This is a genomic window from Marinitoga sp. 38H-ov (assembly GCF_011057715.1).
GTDB lineage: Bacteria > Thermotogota > Thermotogae > Petrotogales > Petrotogaceae > Marinitoga.
The window spans coordinates 14,695-32,837 of the sequence record NZ_LNGH01000017.1 but is presented as its reverse complement, the minus strand read 5'-3'; the positions used below and the strand labels follow the sequence as shown (position 1 = coordinate 32,837).

Below are 18,143 nucleotides of genomic sequence, written 5' to 3'. Positions count from 1 at the left end.
GCCATAATATAATTTTTTTATTTTCTTTATGATATAATATAATTAATATTTAGATTTTAGGTGATTAATGATGAAAATTCTAGTTGTTGATGATTCAAATACTTCAAGAGAATATTTAAAATATTCTTTTCATGAATTTTCAAATTATATAGAAATATTATTTGCAGAAAATACTTTAAAAGCATCTAGTATCTTAGAAAAAGATACTATTTCTTTGATTTTTTTGGATTGGAATTTACCTGGCGAAAGCGGAATTGAATTTTTAGATGTATTAAGAAATAATAAAAATACAAAAGATATACCTATTATTATGATTACAGGCGAAAATTATAATAAAAATAATGTTCTATTAGCCGTAAAGAAAGGGGTAAATGATTTTTTAGTTAAACCTTTCACAAAAAATTTAATAATAATGAGATCTTTGCCCTATATTCTTAATTTTTTAGACATAAAAATAAGTGTTTTTAGCAAGAATACAAAACTTGTTGAAGAATTTGATAAAATTTCAAAAAAAATAAATCAACAATTTAATATTATTGATTCTATAAACAATGTTAATGAAAAAAATTTTATTATTACAGATCTTGATTCTTATTTAAAAAATATTGAATTATTAAAAAATATACCTTCATTAGTATATATAGAAGATAAAAATTCAAATGTTGAAAAATTAATAGGTAATATTCAAATTGTGTATGATCTAAAAGAATTATTAAATAATTTTATTTTCCTATTATTAAAAACATTTTCTAAAAAAGAAATTTTAGCTATTAGTGATTCTACTACTATTAGAAAAATAATTAAAGCTATTGGTGAAAAACTTAATTATAACGTTATTGAAGCAAAAGATTTTTTAGAAGGATATAGATATTTATTTAATAATTATAAAAATGTACATAGCATATTTGCTGATTATGATGACTTTGATGATTTAATAAACTTCTTAATGAAAATAAACGACAATATTTTTTTCAAAGATATGAAAATAAATATTTTAAGTTCAGATTCTTCAAATCAAACATTAAAAAACTTAACAAAATATAATATAAATAATTTTATTTTAAAACCATTTAATCTAGATACATTAATTAAAAAAATTTTAGATTGAGGGTGCCGTATGGATATTATAAATTCTATAATTAATAATGAAACTGGGAAAAAATTATTATATTCAATAATCGTAATTATAATTATATATATTCTCAAATCATTAAACGAAAAAATAATAGTTGAAAATATTAAAGATAATAAATCAAAGTATTATTGGAATAAAACTTCCAATTATTTATTTGTCCTAATTGGTTTTTTAGGTATAGGAAGAATATGGATTAATGGATTTCAATCAATTTCTACTTTTTTAGGGTTGTTTTCTGCTGGTTTAGCAATAGCACTTAGAGAAATAATTGTTAATTTTGCTGGATGGTTATATATCATATCAAAAAAACCTTTCTCTATCGGGGATAGAATAGAAATTAGTAAATTTTCTGGCGATGTTATTGACATTAGCGTTTTAAATTTTACTATTTTAGAAATTGGAAATTGGGTAGAAGCTGATCAGAGTACTGGAAGAATTGTTCATATACCTAATGGAATTATATTCAATCAAAATTTGGCTAATTATACCAAAGAATTCAAATATATATGGAATGAAATTCCAGTATTAGTAACATTTGATAGCAATTGGAAAAAAGCTAAGGAAATACTATTAAAAATCGCATTTAAACACACTGAAAATTTAAATAAAGACGCTCAAGAAAAATTAAAAAAAGCAGCAGCAAAATATATGATATATTACACTCATTTAACTCCCATAGTATACACTAACGTTAAAGATAGCGGAATACTATTAACAATTAGATATTTATGTGATCCTAGAAAAAGAAGAAGTACTTCTCACAATATTTGGGAAGATATTTTAAATGAATTTAGCAAAAATAATGATATTGATTTTGCATTTCCAAGTCAATCAATATATTTAAAACCGCCTAAAGATTCACTTTAGGCGATATCCTAATCCTGCTGCTTTGTTTGAATTTATTTTATTCATTATTTCTTCAAATTTTAAGTTCTTCTTTTCTGCTAAATATTTTACTGTTTCTTCTATATCAAAATTACTTTCCTTTAAAGCATTTGATACCTCATCATATCCAAACATTTCAATTAAAGGCGTCACTAACGTAAATGATTTTATTAAATTCTCTTCACACTTTTTTTCATTTGGATGTATTAAATCAATATAGTTTTTAAGTGAATATGTTGCTTTCTTTAAAAAATCAATTGATTTCAAAGTATAATGAATAATCATAGGCGTTAGATGATTCAACTCCAAATTTCCCATGCTAGATGAGTAAGTAATTAAATTATCAAATGATATTACACTAGCTGATAATTGGATCACATATTCTGGTATAACAGGATTTACCTTACCAGGCATTATAGAACTTCCTGCTTGCACTTTGGGTAAAATAATTTCATTAACTGCATTTGATCCTAAAATTCTAATATCATTAGATATTTTTATTAAATTAACAGATAATGATTTTAACAATCCACTTACTTCTGAAAATACATCTAAATTTTGTGTTGCATCTATTAAATTTTCAGCTTTTGCAATACCAATTTTTGTTATTTCTCTAACCTTATTAGTGATTTTTAAAATATATTCTTTTGGAGCTGCTATTCCAGTTCCTATTGCTGTGCCTCCAATATTTACACTTCTTATTCTTTCTTCAACCTTATATAATCTCCATCTATCTCTGCTTAATGCATCAGCCCAAGCTCCAAATTCTTGACCTAATAAAATTGGAACAGCATCCATTAATTGTGTTCTTCCTATTTTTCTTATTTTAATATATTCTTTTTCTTTAACTTGTATAGAATCTTGTAATTTAATTACATTATCTACTAACTCTCTTAGTTCTTTTATTATAGCAATCTTTCCAGCTGTAGGAAAAACATCATTAGTAGATTGATGCATATTTACATGATCTAATGGATGAATTATATATTTACCTCCAAGTAATTCAGTAGCTCTATTAGCAATCACTTCATTTATATTCATGTTTATAGATGTCCCTGCTCCACCGCTTAGAGGATCAACTACTATATGATCTTTTAATATTTCCCATTCATCACATGCTTGAACAATAGAATTTTTTTCTTTTTCGCCTAAATAACCCAATTCAAAATTCAATATAGCAGCTGCTTTTTTAATCATAAACAGTGCCCAAATAAAACTATCATTTAATTTTTCACCTGTAGATGGAAAGTTATTTAAAGCCCTATATGTATGAATGCCATAATATACATCATTAGGAATTTCAACTTCACCTATAAAATCCTTTTCAATTCGCATTTTTACACCTTCTTTAATTCAGGGAAAATATCCAAAGCCCTATCTAGAACTCCGTGCAAATAAGATATTATCACTCCATAATTAACTATTGGAATATTATACATATTAGCTATATTTATTCTTCTAATCATACTTTTTCTAGTTAATGTACAACCTCCACAATGAATTATTAATTTAGCATCCTTTACTATATCATAATCAGGAAATTCTGTCCCAGCAAAAAATTCTATATTCAAGTTTATACCTAAATGATTAGTAAGCCATCTTGGTATTTTTACTCTCCCTATATCTTCTGTTAAAGGTCTATGAGAGCACCCTTCCATAATTATAACTTTATCATTCTCTTTTAAACTCTCTATAGCTTTTACTCCTTCAGATAATACCTTCAAATCTCCCTTATGTCTTGCTTCCAATATAGAAAATGTTGTAAGAGGTATATCAAAATCAATATCAGAAACAACTTTCATTACACTTTGAGAATCTGTAATGACTAGATCTGGTTTTTGATTTAATTTTTCTAATGTATGTCTTAATTCTCTTTCTTTTGTAACTATTGCTATTGCTTCTCTATCTAATATTTCCCTAATTGCTGTAACCTGAGGCATTATCAATCTTCCTTTAGGCGCACCTAAATCTATAGGTACAACTAAAACTATTAATTGCCCTGGTTCAATTAAATCCGCTACTAAAGGCACTTCTTCTTCTTTAGGTAATATTGTAGCCATTTTTTCTTTTAATTGTTCTATATTTTTCTTTTCTTTTGCAGAAATTTCAATATAATCATATTCGCTATATGATTGTCTTATTTCATCCAAATTATTTAATTCATCTATTTTATTAATTACTACTAAAAATGGAATATTAAGTTTATTAAATTCATCTATTAACTTTTTTTCATAATCAGACAAAACATCCGCTACAACTAATAATGCGATATCCGCTTTATACATAGCCTTATTAGCTTTTTGTACTCTTTTTTCTCCTACTAATCCTTCATCATCAATACCTGGTGTATCCACTATAGTCACCGGCCCCAATGGTACCAATTCCATTGTTCTATAAACCGGATCAGTAGTAGTACCAGGTACATCACTTGTTATAGCAATTTCCTGATTCAATATAGCATTTATTAAAGTAGACTTACCAACATTTCTTTTTCCTGTTATTGCTATATATTTCCTATATCCTTTCATTGCAGAAGCCATATTACGCCTCCATTTCATATATTTTTCTTATAGTATATGGCGGAACTCTCAATCCCATATCTACAATCTTTTTTGCAGTATCAACTAGATCAACTTTTATTTTTTCATCATATATATTATAATTTTCCCTATATTTATCAGGTGTAATATTAACCATTATTACATTACATCCGCAATTTAAAGCTTTAAATTGAAAGCTTCTATCTATTGTACCAAGCGCTGTTGTCGCAGGCATTTGAGCATATGGTATAACTAATCTAGTAGCCGCATATGCATTTAATGTTAATTCTGCAGAACCATTTTGAAAATCTTCTAATGGCGTATTATGTGTTGATATAAATGGTCCTATACCTATCATTTTTATATTATGATCTTTCATAAAAAGGATGTCATTAGCTATATCTTCAAGTGTTTGACCAGGCAATCCAATAATATTTCCGGAACCTGTAATATATCCTAATTCAACTAAATAATCAAGCAATTCTATTCGTAAATCATAATCCTTATCAGGATGAACATTTTCAAATACCTTTCTATTTATTGATTCATGCTTTAATAATACTTTAGAAGCGCCTGCATCCCTAAACCTTTTATATGCTTCTTTACTTCTTTCTCCTATAGAAATAGAGACAGCTGTCTTTAACTCATGATGTATTCTATATATTAGTTGCTCTAAATCATCATCGCTATAATAATCATCTTCTCCAGATTGCAAGATGATAGTAGTTAATCCCATATTAACTCCATGTTTTGCTATTTCAAACATTTCTTCAACTGGAATTCTATACCTATTTACATTATTATTTTGAACTCTAATGCCGCAATAATAACAACTTTTTTTACAATAATTACTAAATTCTATTACACCTTTTAAGGTTATAATATCTGTATTTAATTCCTTATTGACTATATCTGCAACTTTATATATTTCTTCTCTTAATTCTACATCTTCAAATGATAAAATTTTTAATATATTTTCATAGTTTAATGTTTTATTTTCGATAAAATAATCAATTATATTTTTTATATCTTTTGAAACATCAAGAGATAATAATTTTTCTGTTAACCTATCAAATCTTTTTGAAATAATAATCACCGCCCAAAATTAGAAGTATAAATCTCTCTCTCCAGCTCTAACTTTTTCTATTTTCTCTAATAATTGCATTTTAAATTTATTATCATCAGGAATATTTTTTAATTCTTCTTCAATTCTTTTTAAACCTATTTCTCTTGTTTTTTCTGGAGCATAATCCTCTAAATATTCTAAAAATGTTAAAATAGCATTTGGGGTACAAAATCTTTTTACAAACCCCGGAATTGCAAATTCCATAAAATGTTCCCCTGTCCTTCCAAGTCTATAACATCCTGTACAGAATGATGGCAAGTACCCTTCTTCGGATAATTCTTCAATAATTTGATCTAAAGTTCTATTATCGCCTAATAAAAATTGACTTCTTTTTATTTTTTCTTCATCACTTTCATGATAACTTCCAACTCCTATAGAAGACCCTCCATCTATTTGGGATACGCCGAACTTTAATACTTCATTTCTAATTTCAACTGGTTCTCTAGCTGTCAATATCAAACCTGTATATGGTACTGCAAGTCTTAAAATAGCTACTAATTTTTTAAAGTCATCATCTGACACAGCATATGGAGGTCTTTCTGCTAAAGGTGTATCTAAAGCCGGCTCAATTCTTGGGAATGATATTGTATGTGGTCCGACATTAAATGTTTCTTCTAAATGAATTGTATGATATAATAATCCCATTGCTTCAAATTTCCAATCATATAATCCAAATAACGCCCCAATTCCCACATCATCTAATCCAGCTTCAAATGCTCTATCTAAACCATATAATCTCCAAAGATAATTTGATTTTGGCCCGCTTATATGATATTTTTTATAAGTTTCTGTATGATATGTTTCTTGGAAAATTTGGAAAGTTCCAATTCCAACTTCTTTAAACAACTTATAATCTTCTACAGTTTGTGGAGCTGCATTTACATTAACTCTTCTTATTTCTCCTTTTCCTTCTTTGGTATTATATATAGTTTTAATTGTTTCTGTCATAAATTTAGCATCGTACATTGGATGTTCCCCAAATACAACAATCAACCTTTTATGACCCTTATTTTCTAATGCTTTTACCTCTTCTACTACTTCTTCCAAATTCAAACTTCTTCTTTCAATATTATTATTTGTCACTCTAAATCCACAATATTGACAATTATTTATACATTCATTTCCTATGTATAACGGAGCAAATAATACTATTCTATTACCATATATTCTTCTCTTTAATTCTCTTGCACCTTCAAATACCTCTTCTAATAATTCCTTATCTTCTACATTTAATAGTGTAGCCATTTCTACTGGTTCTAATCTATTTTTATCTAATGATTTTTGTATAATTTCTCTTACCCTTACTGGATCAGGATTTTTTGTTTGTTCTAATAATTCAAAAATTTTATCCTCAGGAATAAATGATTTTAAATTTTCCGTGGCCTTATTAATATAACTAATATTTAACATACCATCACCTCATATTTTTAAAGTATTTGCTTTTACCTTAACAGAATCTATTTGACCTAATTTACCAGATAAAGCTCCTAATTCATCTGTAGACATTTCTACTACTAAAAATATAATTGCAATGCCTTTTTCTTTCATTGGATATCCAACCCTCAAAAGAATCTTTTCTCCATAATTGTGCAAAACATCACTTACTTTTTGATAAGCTAACTCTCTATTATATACTACAATAGATACTGTACTTATTTTATTTTCCATATATAAAAACCCCTCCTTGCATTACACCAAGGAGGGGAATATTAAATCCCTTATTTCCCCTCCCTTGGTGTCAGATTACTCCTTCACCTCAGGAGAAATATTAACTTTTATATAATAACTTTTTTATAAATTTTATTTGTGATAATTATAACTTATATATGTTAATTTAAAATTAAAATATAAAAACAATAGCCCGCAGGCTATTGTTTAGAATTCTTTAAATTTATTTTCTGGAGCTCCGCAAACTGGACATTTTTCTGGAGCTGCATCAAATGTTGTATATCCACATATTTCACAAACAAATATTTTTTTATCTTCTAAATCTTCATTTGATTTTAATAATTCTCTTGCATCATTATACATTTTTTCATGTATTTTTTCTGCTTCTAATGCAAAATGAGCACTTCTAACTGCTTCACTTTCTTCTTGAAATTCTGAAGCATTCTTATAAACCGGATACATTTCTTCAATTTCAAAATGTTCTCCAGCAGCTGAATCTTCTAAATTTGAATCAATAGATCCTAAGTATCCTAATGCTTTAAAATGATTTCTTGCATGTACAAATTCTGCATGCGCAATAGCTCTCCATAGTTTAGCTAAATTTTTTTTACCTTGAGCTTCTGCATCTTCTGCATAAATAGTGTATTTCATATGAGCTTTTGATTCACCACAAAAAGCATCTTCCAAGAATTTTCTTGTCATTTCTCTTTTAACCATATTAATTCCCCCTTTTTAATAAATTCACAATTATAATTATTACAATAATATTCTATATTCATATAATTAAGAAAACTTTTCTAATACGTTTCATTATAATGAACAGATTTTCCTATTAATATTTGTGATATAATTAATATATAAAATTTTAATACTAAGGAGGATGTATGGACAAAAAATATAAAGATATTCAATTTTACAAATTTTGTGCATACGGATTTTTAAAAAACTTAAGGTTTTTTGATCCATTTTTAATTTTATTCTTTCTTGAAAAAGGATTAACTTATTTTCAAATAGGCATATTATATTCAATAATGAAAATAGCTACTAACATTCTTGAAATACCTACTGGAATTATTGCAGATTCATTAGGTAGAAGAAGATCTATGGTATTCTCTTTTGAAAATTATATTATATCTTTTATTATATTCTATTTTTCAAAAAATTTCTATTTATTTTCCTTTGCCATGATTTTATATGCCTTCGGAGAAGCCTTTAGATCAGGAACTCATAAGGCAATGATATTAGAATATTTAAAATTAAAAAATTGGACTAACTTAAAAGTATATTATTACGGAAACACTCGTTCATGGTCACAATTTGGTTCTGCAATATCCTCGTTATTAGCAGCATCTATTGTTTTTATTTCAGGAAATTATAATATAGTTTTTTTAGCTTCTATAATACCGTATATTTTAGATTTAATTCTAATGCTAACCTATCCTAAAGAATTAGATGGTGAATTAAAAGAATTTAATTTAAGCAATTTAAAAAATTCATTTAATAATGTAATTAAAGAATTCATGATATCTTTCAAAGAAGTTAAATTATTAAAAAGTATATTTTTAACCGCAACATATAGTGGTTATTACTCTGCAATAAAGGATTTCTTGCAGCCAATTTTAAAAAATTTCGCATTATCTTTACCTATATTTCTTTATTTAAATGACGAAAAAAGATCTGCTATAGTTATTGGTATTGTATATTTTGTATTATATTTAACAACATCTTTCTTTTCTAGAAGATCTGGTAATTTTTCTGAACGATTTAATAATCTTTATTCTCCATTAATAATAACTATGAATTTAGGTCTTATTTTTGGAATTGTTAGCGGTATATTATATGAATATAATTTATATATATTTTCAATAATATTATATATTGGGATTTATCTAATTGAAAATCTCAGAAGACCTATTGGAGTAGCTTATATATCAGAAAATATTAATAGCAATATATTGGCTTCTGTATTATCAGTTGAATCACAATTAAAAACCATATTAGGAGCAATATTGGTTCCATTGATTGGATTATTAGCGGATAAATTTGATATTGGAATATCTTTAATAATTATATCGTCTCTACTTATGTTAATTAATTTAATTTTTATAAAAAAAATAAATTAATTAAAAAATAGATTTGATTTTTTGTTGAATTTATGATATAATTATAATGATTCCAAAATTATAATAGAGGTGATTTTATGTTAAAAACCGGAGAAAAAAGTATAAATTTTGAACTTGTAAATACAAAATTAGAAAAGGTAAAATTAGAGGATTTTTTAGGTCAAAAGGTTGTTTTAGTTTTCTATCCAGGTGCATTTACAAGCGTTTGTGAGAAAGAGTTATGTACATTCAGGGATATGATTGCTAGATTTAATAATTTAAATGCAAAAGTTTTAGGTATTAGTGTTGATACCCCATTCTCAAATAAAGAGTTTGCAGAAAAAAATAGATTAAGTTTTGATCTTTTATCTGATTTTTGCGGCGAAGTATCTAAAAAATATGGTGGAGTTCATGAAAACTTTATAGGAATTGAAAATTATACTGTTTCAAAAAGAGCTGTATATGTTATTGATGAAAATGGAACAATTATATTTGATTGGGTTTCTGAAGATCCAGGAAAAGAACCACCATACGAAGAAATTGAAAAGTTATTATAATAAAGTTATTAAATAATATTGGGCGGATATTCCGCCCAATTAATTTTGTATTCCTAATTTTAAATTTAAATTATTTTGTTTTGCTAATACCTCAACAACTGAAGGTTTATATTTTTTCTTAAATATCGTTCTATCCAAATATGCTATGATGCCATATGCTCCGCCTAATCCTAATAATCCAAATAAGAAAGCTTGCATATCATTTTTTGTAAAATAATAGGAAATTAAAAGCAATATAATAAAAGATAATAGTGGAAAACCATATATGATAAATGAAATTTTTGAAACTGAAAAATCTGGAATCTCGACAACAACATAATCTCCAATGTTAGGTATGTTTTTAAATTCTTTTTTTTCTATACTCATAACTCTTTCATTATTACTTCCCGTAAGATTACAAGCTCCGCTTATTGAACAACTTTCACAACTTGAACTTCTAGTACTAATTAAATTAATTCTATCTTCACTTATAGAATTTACTATAAATACTTCTCTCATTTTATTCCTCCATCTCTAAATTCATTATAACTTTTGATATAATATTTTGTTTACACTTATTAACTATAGTATAACTTTCAAAATATGCCTTTACATATATTTTATATTTTTCTATTTCTTCTTCTAATGATTTATCTAATTCTTCTATTATTTCACCATCTAATATTTTATTAAATAAATCATTTTCTTTTTCATTTATCATACGAGGTTTTCCTCCTTCAACAACTTTTGAAGCTTTTTCCTAGCATAATGAAGACGACTTTTTACACTTCCCAATGGCTTATTTAATTTTTCAGCAATCTCATCATAACTAAAACCATCTATATCTCTTAATTTAATTAATATTCTATCTTCTTCAGATAACCTTTCCATAATTTTATTAATCTTTTCCATTTGTAATTCATCTAAAACCTCTTTAGAAACATTTATATCAGATTCAGGTTGAATACCAATACCCTCTGTATAATTTTCTGTTAAGTCGACATTCTCAACTAAATTATTTTTCTTTTTTCTAATTAAATCCTTACCAACATTAATAGTAATCTGATAAATCCATGTAGATAATTTCGAATCTCCTCTAAATGTATGTATTCCTTTAAAAATCTTAAAAAACACTTCTTGAAGAGCATCTTCTATTTCGCTTTGATCTACAAATTTTCTTAATGTTGCATATATTTTAGGGGCATATTGATTATATAATTCTTCAAACGCTTCAGTATCCTTCTTTTTTAATCTTTCAATTAATTTTTTTTCATTCAAAAAGATCACCTCTTTTGCGGCTTTTTATATATTATACCACATAAGAGGTTATACTTAAATTTAGACTATTTAATTTATATTTTGTTCAATTAATCTCTAATATAATATTCTGTAAATATAATCCATTCAAATTTGATAATAATTGAGGTTTTTCTGGGTTTGATATATCATATATTATTAATCCATTTTCACCATCAGCAACATATAGATAATTATCTCTTATATATCCTCCATAACAAAAACCTTTAGTATCAATTGATGATATTAAAATAGGTTTTGCTGGATTAGATACATCTATTAAAGAAAATCCATCTTGTCCTTTTGCATAAAACACAATATTATTTTCATAATGCACTCTAGCCCACTCAGATTTTATTTTTACATTAGATACAAATTTTGGAGATTTCTTATTTTTTACATTAACCAATGTTAATCCATCTTTACCACTAGCAACATATGCTATATTATTTTTAACAAAGATATTATATGCAAATCCTTCAACATCATAATAACTTAATAATTTTGGTATTTTTGGATCAGAAACGTCTACAATTACAAAACCATCATATCCCATAGGAATATAAGCATAATTATCTTCAACAAAAATTCTTCCTGAACTTCCTTTTAATTCAATATAACTTAAAGGTTCCAAAGAATAATCATTATTTATTTTTACAATTTCCATACCCGAACTACCCTCTAAAACATATGCAATATCATCTTTAACAAAAATAGAATATACTTTACCATATGTTTTTAATTTAGCTATTTTCTTTGGAGATTTAATATCATTCACGTCAGCAACAATAACCCCATTAATCCAGTCAGCAATATAGGCATGTTTATCTTTTACAAATAAACCTACTGCCCATCCTTCTGTATAGACATGATTAACAACTTTAGGTTCTTTAGGATTTGTTACATCAATAATATACATTCCTATTCCACTACCAGTTGTATATACATATTTATTCTTTTGTGTAGGTATTTCAACAATTTCCGTTGATTCGATAGTAATTGAATTTTCTGTAATCGAATTTTCTAAAATCACAGGTGTTGACATTTCTGTTTCTTCTATAAGTAATTCTTTTGTTGTAAAATTCCATATTGAACTTTCCTTTGATTCATTATCGGACTTAGCAACTACCTTCCAATAATATGTAGAATTATAATCAACTGATAGTTCATAAAATTGATAACCCAAATCCTGAGCTATAATTGTCATATCTTTAGGATCTTTACCCAAATACACATCAAATAAAGCTTCTTTACCTTCGTATTTCCATTCTAATGTAATATTGATTTCTAAATCAGTAGCTCCATTTGTCGGATTTGGATCAAATGGCATCCCCAATTCTTTTACAGATTTTGTTTGAAAAGCCCATATATCTCCATATCTAACTCCACCATGTCCATCTTTAGAAACCACTTTCCAATAATATCTGGCATCCTCTGTCAGGTTTACATCTATTTCATTTTCTGTAATATTTGTCGCTATTGGTTTCATTGTATCAATTGATCTTCCTAAATAAACATCATAATATAATTTATCTCCATCAACATCTTCACTTTTCCAACTTAATTTTATAATTAGCGGAACATTTGTTTCACCATCACTTGGATATGGTGAATACGGTTTTATAGGTATTGAATTCTCTGTACTAAAAAACCAAATATCACTATTAGTCGAATCTTTTTTATCTTTAGAAACTACTTTCCAATAATATGTTTTATTATAATCTAATGTTTTGGAAAATGATGTTTCTGTTAAATTTGAAGCTATAATTGTCATATTTTCTTTATCATTTGATAAATATAAATCATATTTTAAGGTATCGCCATTAGGATCTGTACCTGCCCAAGTAAACACTACATTTATAGGTATTTCCGTTGCTCCATTAACTGGATAATATAATTCCGGAATAGATGGAGGATCGTTTTTAGATAATAATGGAAAAATCACTACACCTGTCATAACAATTACAAAAGCAGATACTGCTAATATTATAAACTTTAATTTCAATTTTCTCACCTCTTATGTATTTCTATATATTTTTCTTACATTTTATTGTTCTATAATTAATTTTACCATTCCTAATAAAAAATGCCAACCCATAAGGTTGGCTTTGGTCGGGGCGACTGGACTTGAACCAGCGACCTTTTGCGCCCCATGCAAACGCGCTCCCATCTGCGCCACGCCCCGAAACTCGCAATTTATTATATCATATTTTATTTTTATAGTCAATTATCTAAATTGACTTTTTTTAAACAAAAATATATAATTTAAAATGAGGTGATTCTATGAAAAATAATAATAATAATAATAATTTATATAGCTATTATATTATTTTGAGTTATGTTATGTATGGACTAATAATACAAAATTACTTATCAATTGAAATTATCAATTATTTCAAAATAAATTATAATAGCTTTTTATTAATAAATATATTAACCTTTTCAGGAGCATTGTTAGGATTTATTTTATCCAGTAAATTTAATCTTCCCATTTTATTCTTGTTTATCTCTATACTTTTTAATGTTTTTATACCAAACAATTTTATTTTATTTTTAATTATACGAATAATTTCCGGATTTAGTTATGGAATTATTTTATTTATTTTACCAAATTCATTTATTTGGCCTTTGGGATTAATTACTGCATCTTTAATTACATATTTTTTCGTTCCAGTTTTAAGCTGGAAAATTGCTATTTATATCTTATTCACCGGTTTTTTCATTTTTATTCCATTATTTTATTTCCCAAAATTTCCGAAAAAAAAATCATTTAAAAATAATTTTCTTATTAACTCTATAATAACTATAGATAGTACTGTTTTTTTCTTATTAGTATTTAATATTAAACATATTATTATGAATAAGTTAAATGACATAAACCTTACAAATACTTACTTAATAATATTCTCATTTTTAATTCTATTATCATATATTTTTTCTGAGCAATTAAAAAAGAGTTTTAATAAAAAAAGCATAATAATGTTATATATATTAATTATTTTTTCATCTTTTGATTACTTGTATTTTCCATTTATAAACATTTTCCTTCAAACAACGAAATTAAATTTATTTTTAAATCACGAAAATTCATATAATGAAAATTCATATAATAATTATATATATATTATTATTGGTGGAATCTTTGCTGGTATTCTCTCATACTCTAATAATATATTTATTACCCTTCAAATTTTATCTTCAATTGGGTTTATATTATTTTTAACCAAAAAATTTTAACCAAAAACTATAAGAGGAACTACCATTTCATGAAAAGATAATCCACCGTGTTTACCTTTTAAATGAACAAATGAATTTCCATACTTATATACGAAACTATAATTACTTTTTGCAATCATTATGTAATCTCCAATTCTTTCTTTAAATCTTTCATCTAATTTTGATCCAAATAAATTTATTTTTTCAGCATCATTTATATCTAAAAGATTTCCATAATCATTATAGTTAAGATTAAAATAATCTAAAAATCCTTTTTTATTTTTAGTATAATAGTACATCATTCTCATTTCTCCACCTGGTGGTATCCATAGATTTTTTGATATTTCATCTTTATTTGAAAATCTTATTTCTTTATCTAATGGTGATTCTAACATACCATGATCTGCAGTTATTATTACTGCCGTATCTTTTAAATCTATTCTATCTAAAAATTCATCTTCTAACATTTTTAAAAACCAATATATCTCTGACTTATATTTTCTATCCTTAGGTCCATATTTATGTCCTATGCTATCAACATATCCATAGTAAGCAAATTGAAATGATTTATCATCTTTAAAATCATTTAATTTATCATATACCATTCCAAATAATTCTACTAATGACTTATATCCTTTTATATTCCCCCCTCTTCCATGTACTTTACTTAAACCACTATTTACTATATCAGAATGAGTGTGAGTAAATGTTTTAACATCTAACTCATTTAATATTTCATATATAGTTTTTATGTTTAAAAAATCATTTACCAAAAATGGTTCATATATCCCTTTATCTCCAAAAAGTGGTGAAAAGTCTATCATGCTTACTAATGATCCTAACTCTTTTAAATATAATATATATCCTAAAAAACCATGTTTAGCTGGAGGTTGTGCTGTCATAATTGTAGTTATAGCATTTGCTGTAGTGGATGGAAAAACTGATGTTGCTGGAAAAAATTGATGTTGTTTTAAATATTTAAAATTCCCTTCTTTTAAAACTAATTTAAAAGTATTATAACTCATAGCATCAACTAAAAACATTATTACGTGTTTTTTATTTTTGTATGGTATTGGATATGGTTCATATGCTGGAGTCCCACCGAAATTATATATAACCCAATTCGCTATATTAAGTATTGAATATTTATTATAATGAGGTAAAATTCCAAGTCCTTCTATTTTATTATCATATATTTCTTTTAATATATCCTTCCACATTTTTTCACCAACCTTATTATAATTAATATTTAATAGAAAAGTGCGTATACCCCTGAACAGGGACTATTTCTTCTTCTATATTTTCTACAAATGAAAAACCATTTCCTTTCAAAATATAATTTTTAAAAGTATATAATGAATCAGCTTCTCCTTCTGCCCATATTTCAACACTACCATCTGGCATATTCATAACATATCCTTTAATGTTTAAATTTTCAGCTACATTGTTAATAAACCATCTAAATCCAACTCCTTGAACCCTTCCATACACAATATACCTTTTCCCTATCATTTTTTACCTCCATAAGATTTTTTCAATAAATCATTTTATCATTTTTAATATATTAATGTCAAATTTTAGCGATTTTCTGGTATACTATAATTATAAAATAAAATTTTGAAAGGGGGACGTTTTTTAATGAAATTAAAAACACTCTTAGTTACTATGTTGTTATTAGTTATAAGTATATTAGCAAGCCAATCAATATTTATTAATAGTTATGAAGAAGGTGTTAGCAAAATATATTTTGAAAACCCATTATCGCCTAAATTTATTTCATCATATCCATACGTATTAAATATTACAGATTTACCTGTATTCTTTGATTCAAAAGTTACCTCATTTTTTATGAATGAAGATTTACTAATTATAGGTTTAGAATCAAATAAACTTTATTTTATCAATTTAAAAAACAAAGATTTTCAATTATTTGAATTAAAAAATTATCCAACTCAAATAAAAATGTACGAAGATACAATTTATGTTTCAGTATATAAAAGCGAAATTATTCCTTTTAAAATAGAAAACAATAACATTGTAAAAGGTTTTAGAATTAACTCAATAGGCGAAACATTTGACTTTGCTTTTTCAGATAACTATTTATATGTTGCAGATGGAATAAAAGGTTTAGCTATTTATTCCAAATCTAATGGAACATTTAAATATATGAGACATTTAAAAACTGGTGGTGATGTTCAAAAAATTTATATAGATGGAAATTATATTTATACATTAGATGGCGCAAAAGGTGTTTCTGTTTTTGATATTTCATTTAAATTACTCCCATTCTTAGTAAAAACAATCGACACTGGTGGAGGAGCAAATGCAATATTAAAAAATGAAAATTATTTATACATTACAGATAAATGGTTTGGATTAGAAGTATTTAATATAAATGATATTTTAGATCCTGATGCAAATAAGAAAATTTCACCTATTTTCAAACATTATACATTGAATACACCTATAGATTTAAAAATTCTAGATAATAATTACTTAATTGTAACTGATGATTGGGGAGGATTAGAAGTATTTAATATTTCCAATCCAGAAAAACCTGAATTAGTAAAAGTTTTTAATAATCATACAATATTACAAGGATTATTTGCTAAAGATAATTACTTATTTGCTGCTGATAAAAAAGATGGTTTAATAATTTTTGATATATCAGATCCTATTAATCCTAAAGAAATATCCTCCAAAAGAACATTAAATTTAAAATTATTACCTAGAAAATTAGAACAAACTTTAAATGATGCAGCTAGCGTTTTTGCTGATAAAAATTTTGCATATATTGCTGATAGGCAAAATGGTTTTACTATATTTGATATTTCAGATTTAAATAATCCTATAGTATTATCAAATTATGTAGATGTAAAAGATAATGAAAATGTTATTTTAGGATATACCAATAATTTTATTGTAGAAAAAAATACAGCATATATTGCTGATGGTTATAAGGATTTAGTAGTATTAGATATTACAAATAAAAACAAACCTATTATTAATTCTATTAATAGGGTTCTTGGAAGAACTATGGATGTTGAAAAATATAAAAACTATATATTCTTAGCAACAGATGATGTTGGTTTTGAAACACTTAAAATATCAAATAATAATATTTCTCAATTATCTCCAAAATTTAGAATAAATGGATTCTCTAAAGATATAGAGTTATATAATGGATTTGCTTACGTTGCCGTTGATTGGAAATATAGTGTAATAAAAAATTCTACAATTAAAGTTGGAGAACCTGGAATTTATATTATAAACATTAAAGATCCTGAAAATTCTTCTGTTGAAAATATAATAAATATTAATAACTCTGGTGTTTTGAAAGTTAGGATATTTAATGATATAATTTTTGCTGCTTTAGGAGATGATGGTTTTGCATTAATTGATACAAAAACAAATAAAATTTTATCTATAATAGACACACCAGGTTATACATATGACTTATACGTTAAGAATAATTATCTATATGTTGCTGATGGTAAAAATGGAATGATGATATTTAATATAGAAAATCCAAAAAAACCTCAGTTTGTAAAAAAATTATTCTGGAGAACATACGGAGAAATTCAATAAATAATTATTTAAACCCTAGAAACTTATTTTCTAGGGTTTAAATATATTTTA

18 protein-coding genes and 1 tRNA gene are annotated in these 18,143 nt (G+C 25.6%); 6 read left to right on the top strand and 13 right to left on the bottom strand.

Going from position 1 to position 18,143, the window contains the following annotated elements:
* Positions 1-70: 70 nt before the first annotated feature.
* Together AS160_RS06175 and AS160_RS06170 are read left to right on the top strand one after the other, a co-directional pair.
* Entirely contained in the window at positions 71-1,108 is a 1,038-nt protein-coding gene (locus tag AS160_RS06175; protein ID WP_165146470.1) for a response regulator, read from the top strand.
* 9 nt (positions 1,109-1,117) lie between these two features.
* The gene (locus AS160_RS06170; protein ID WP_165146467.1) at positions 1,118-2,002 is read left to right on the top strand and encodes a mechanosensitive ion channel family protein; all 885 of its coding nucleotides are present in this window, start codon (positions 1,118-1,120) and stop codon (positions 2,000-2,002) included.
* Here AS160_RS06170 and AS160_RS06165 read toward each other — a convergent pair.
* The 6 genes from AS160_RS06165 to AS160_RS11505 all read right to left on the bottom strand — a co-directional run bounded on the left by AS160_RS06165 (position 1,994) and on the right by AS160_RS11505 (position 8,071).
* Positions 1,994-3,355, bottom strand: coding sequence for an aspartate ammonia-lyase (locus tag AS160_RS06165; protein ID WP_165146464.1), 1,362 nt, complete (start codon positions 3,353-3,355; stop codon positions 1,994-1,996). The two genes, AS160_RS06170 and AS160_RS06165, sit on opposite strands and share 9 nt — an antisense overlap.
* A 2-nt stretch (positions 3,356-3,357) precedes the next feature.
* Entirely contained in the window at positions 3,358-4,560 is a 1,203-nt protein-coding gene (gene hydF, locus AS160_RS06160) for a [FeFe] hydrogenase H-cluster maturation GTPase HydF (RefSeq protein WP_165146461.1), read from the bottom strand.
* Position 4,561: 1 nt separating this feature from the next.
* Entirely contained in the window at positions 4,562-5,656 is a 1,095-nt protein-coding gene (gene hydE, locus AS160_RS06155) for a [FeFe] hydrogenase H-cluster radical SAM maturase HydE (RefSeq protein ID WP_165146458.1), read from the bottom strand.
* Positions 5,657-5,665: 9 nt separating this feature from the next.
* Positions 5,666-7,096 (bottom strand): [FeFe] hydrogenase H-cluster radical SAM maturase HydG, encoded by a 1,431-nt coding sequence (gene hydG, locus AS160_RS06150; protein ID WP_165146455.1) that lies wholly within the window; start codon positions 7,094-7,096, stop codon positions 5,666-5,668.
* Between the two features lie 9 nt (positions 7,097-7,105).
* Positions 7,106-7,354, bottom strand: a complete 249-nt coding sequence (locus AS160_RS06145) for a TM1266 family iron-only hydrogenase system putative regulator (protein ID WP_165146452.1) — start codon at positions 7,352-7,354, stop codon at positions 7,106-7,108.
* A gap of 207 nt (positions 7,355-7,561) precedes the next feature.
* On the bottom strand, positions 7,562-8,071 hold the full coding sequence (locus AS160_RS11505) for a rubrerythrin family protein (RefSeq protein WP_165146449.1): 510 nt from the start codon (positions 8,069-8,071) through the stop codon (positions 7,562-7,564).
* A 167-nt stretch (positions 8,072-8,238) separates the two neighbouring features.
* On the opposite strand from AS160_RS11505, the gene AS160_RS06135 reads away from it, so the two are divergent.
* Together AS160_RS06135 and AS160_RS06130 are read left to right on the top strand one after the other, a co-directional pair.
* Entirely contained in the window at positions 8,239-9,477 is a 1,239-nt protein-coding gene (locus AS160_RS06135) for an MFS transporter (RefSeq protein ID WP_165146446.1), read from the top strand.
* 77 nt (positions 9,478-9,554) lie between these two features.
* Positions 9,555-10,013, top strand: a complete 459-nt coding sequence (locus tag AS160_RS06130; RefSeq protein ID WP_165146443.1) for a peroxiredoxin — start codon at positions 9,555-9,557, stop codon at positions 10,011-10,013.
* 39 nt (positions 10,014-10,052) lie between these two features.
* Here AS160_RS06130 and AS160_RS06125 read toward each other — a convergent pair whose 3' ends face one another.
* The 5 genes from AS160_RS06125 to AS160_RS06105 all read right to left on the bottom strand — a co-directional run bounded on the left by AS160_RS06125 (position 10,053) and on the right by AS160_RS06105 (position 13,473).
* Complete coding sequence (locus AS160_RS06125; RefSeq protein WP_165146440.1) at positions 10,053-10,511, bottom strand: SoxR reducing system RseC family protein; 459 nt, start codon at positions 10,509-10,511, stop codon at positions 10,053-10,055.
* A gap of 1 nt (position 10,512) precedes the next feature.
* Complete coding sequence (locus AS160_RS06120; RefSeq protein ID WP_165146437.1) at positions 10,513-10,713, bottom strand: hypothetical protein; 201 nt, start codon at positions 10,711-10,713, stop codon at positions 10,513-10,515.
* Positions 10,710-11,270 carry a sigma-70 family RNA polymerase sigma factor gene (locus AS160_RS06115; protein WP_165146434.1) on the bottom strand — a complete coding sequence of 187 codons (561 nt, stop codon included), beginning with the start codon at positions 11,268-11,270 and terminating at the stop codon, positions 10,710-10,712. Before AS160_RS06115 ends, AS160_RS06120 begins: the two co-directional genes overlap by 4 nt.
* A gap of 85 nt (positions 11,271-11,355) precedes the next feature.
* Positions 11,356-13,293 (bottom strand): hypothetical protein, encoded by a 1,938-nt coding sequence (locus AS160_RS06110; protein ID WP_165146431.1) that lies wholly within the window; start codon positions 13,291-13,293, stop codon positions 11,356-11,358.
* A 104-nt stretch (positions 13,294-13,397) separates the two neighbouring features.
* A tRNA-Pro gene (locus AS160_RS06105) sits at positions 13,398-13,473 on the bottom strand.
* Between the two features lie 98 nt (positions 13,474-13,571).
* Here AS160_RS06105 and AS160_RS06100 point away from each other — a divergent pair.
* Positions 13,572-14,525 (top strand): hypothetical protein, encoded by a 954-nt coding sequence (locus tag AS160_RS06100; RefSeq protein ID WP_165146428.1) that lies wholly within the window; start codon positions 13,572-13,574, stop codon positions 14,523-14,525.
* Here AS160_RS06100 and AS160_RS06095 read toward each other — a convergent pair.
* A complete protein-coding gene (locus AS160_RS06095) occupies positions 14,522-15,724 on the bottom strand; it encodes an alkaline phosphatase family protein (RefSeq protein WP_165146425.1) in 1,203 nt (400 codons plus the stop codon). The two genes, AS160_RS06100 and AS160_RS06095, sit on opposite strands and share 4 nt — an antisense overlap.
* 22 nt (positions 15,725-15,746) lie before the next feature.
* Positions 15,747-16,016 (bottom strand): acylphosphatase, encoded by a 270-nt coding sequence (locus tag AS160_RS06090; RefSeq protein ID WP_165146422.1) that lies wholly within the window; start codon positions 16,014-16,016, stop codon positions 15,747-15,749.
* 126 nt (positions 16,017-16,142) lie between these two features.
* On the opposite strand from AS160_RS06090, the gene AS160_RS06085 reads away from it, so the two are divergent.
* Positions 16,143-18,092, top strand: a complete 1,950-nt coding sequence (locus AS160_RS06085) for a hypothetical protein (RefSeq protein ID WP_165146419.1) — start codon at positions 16,143-16,145, stop codon at positions 18,090-18,092.
* Positions 18,093-18,143: the final 51 nt, after the last annotated feature.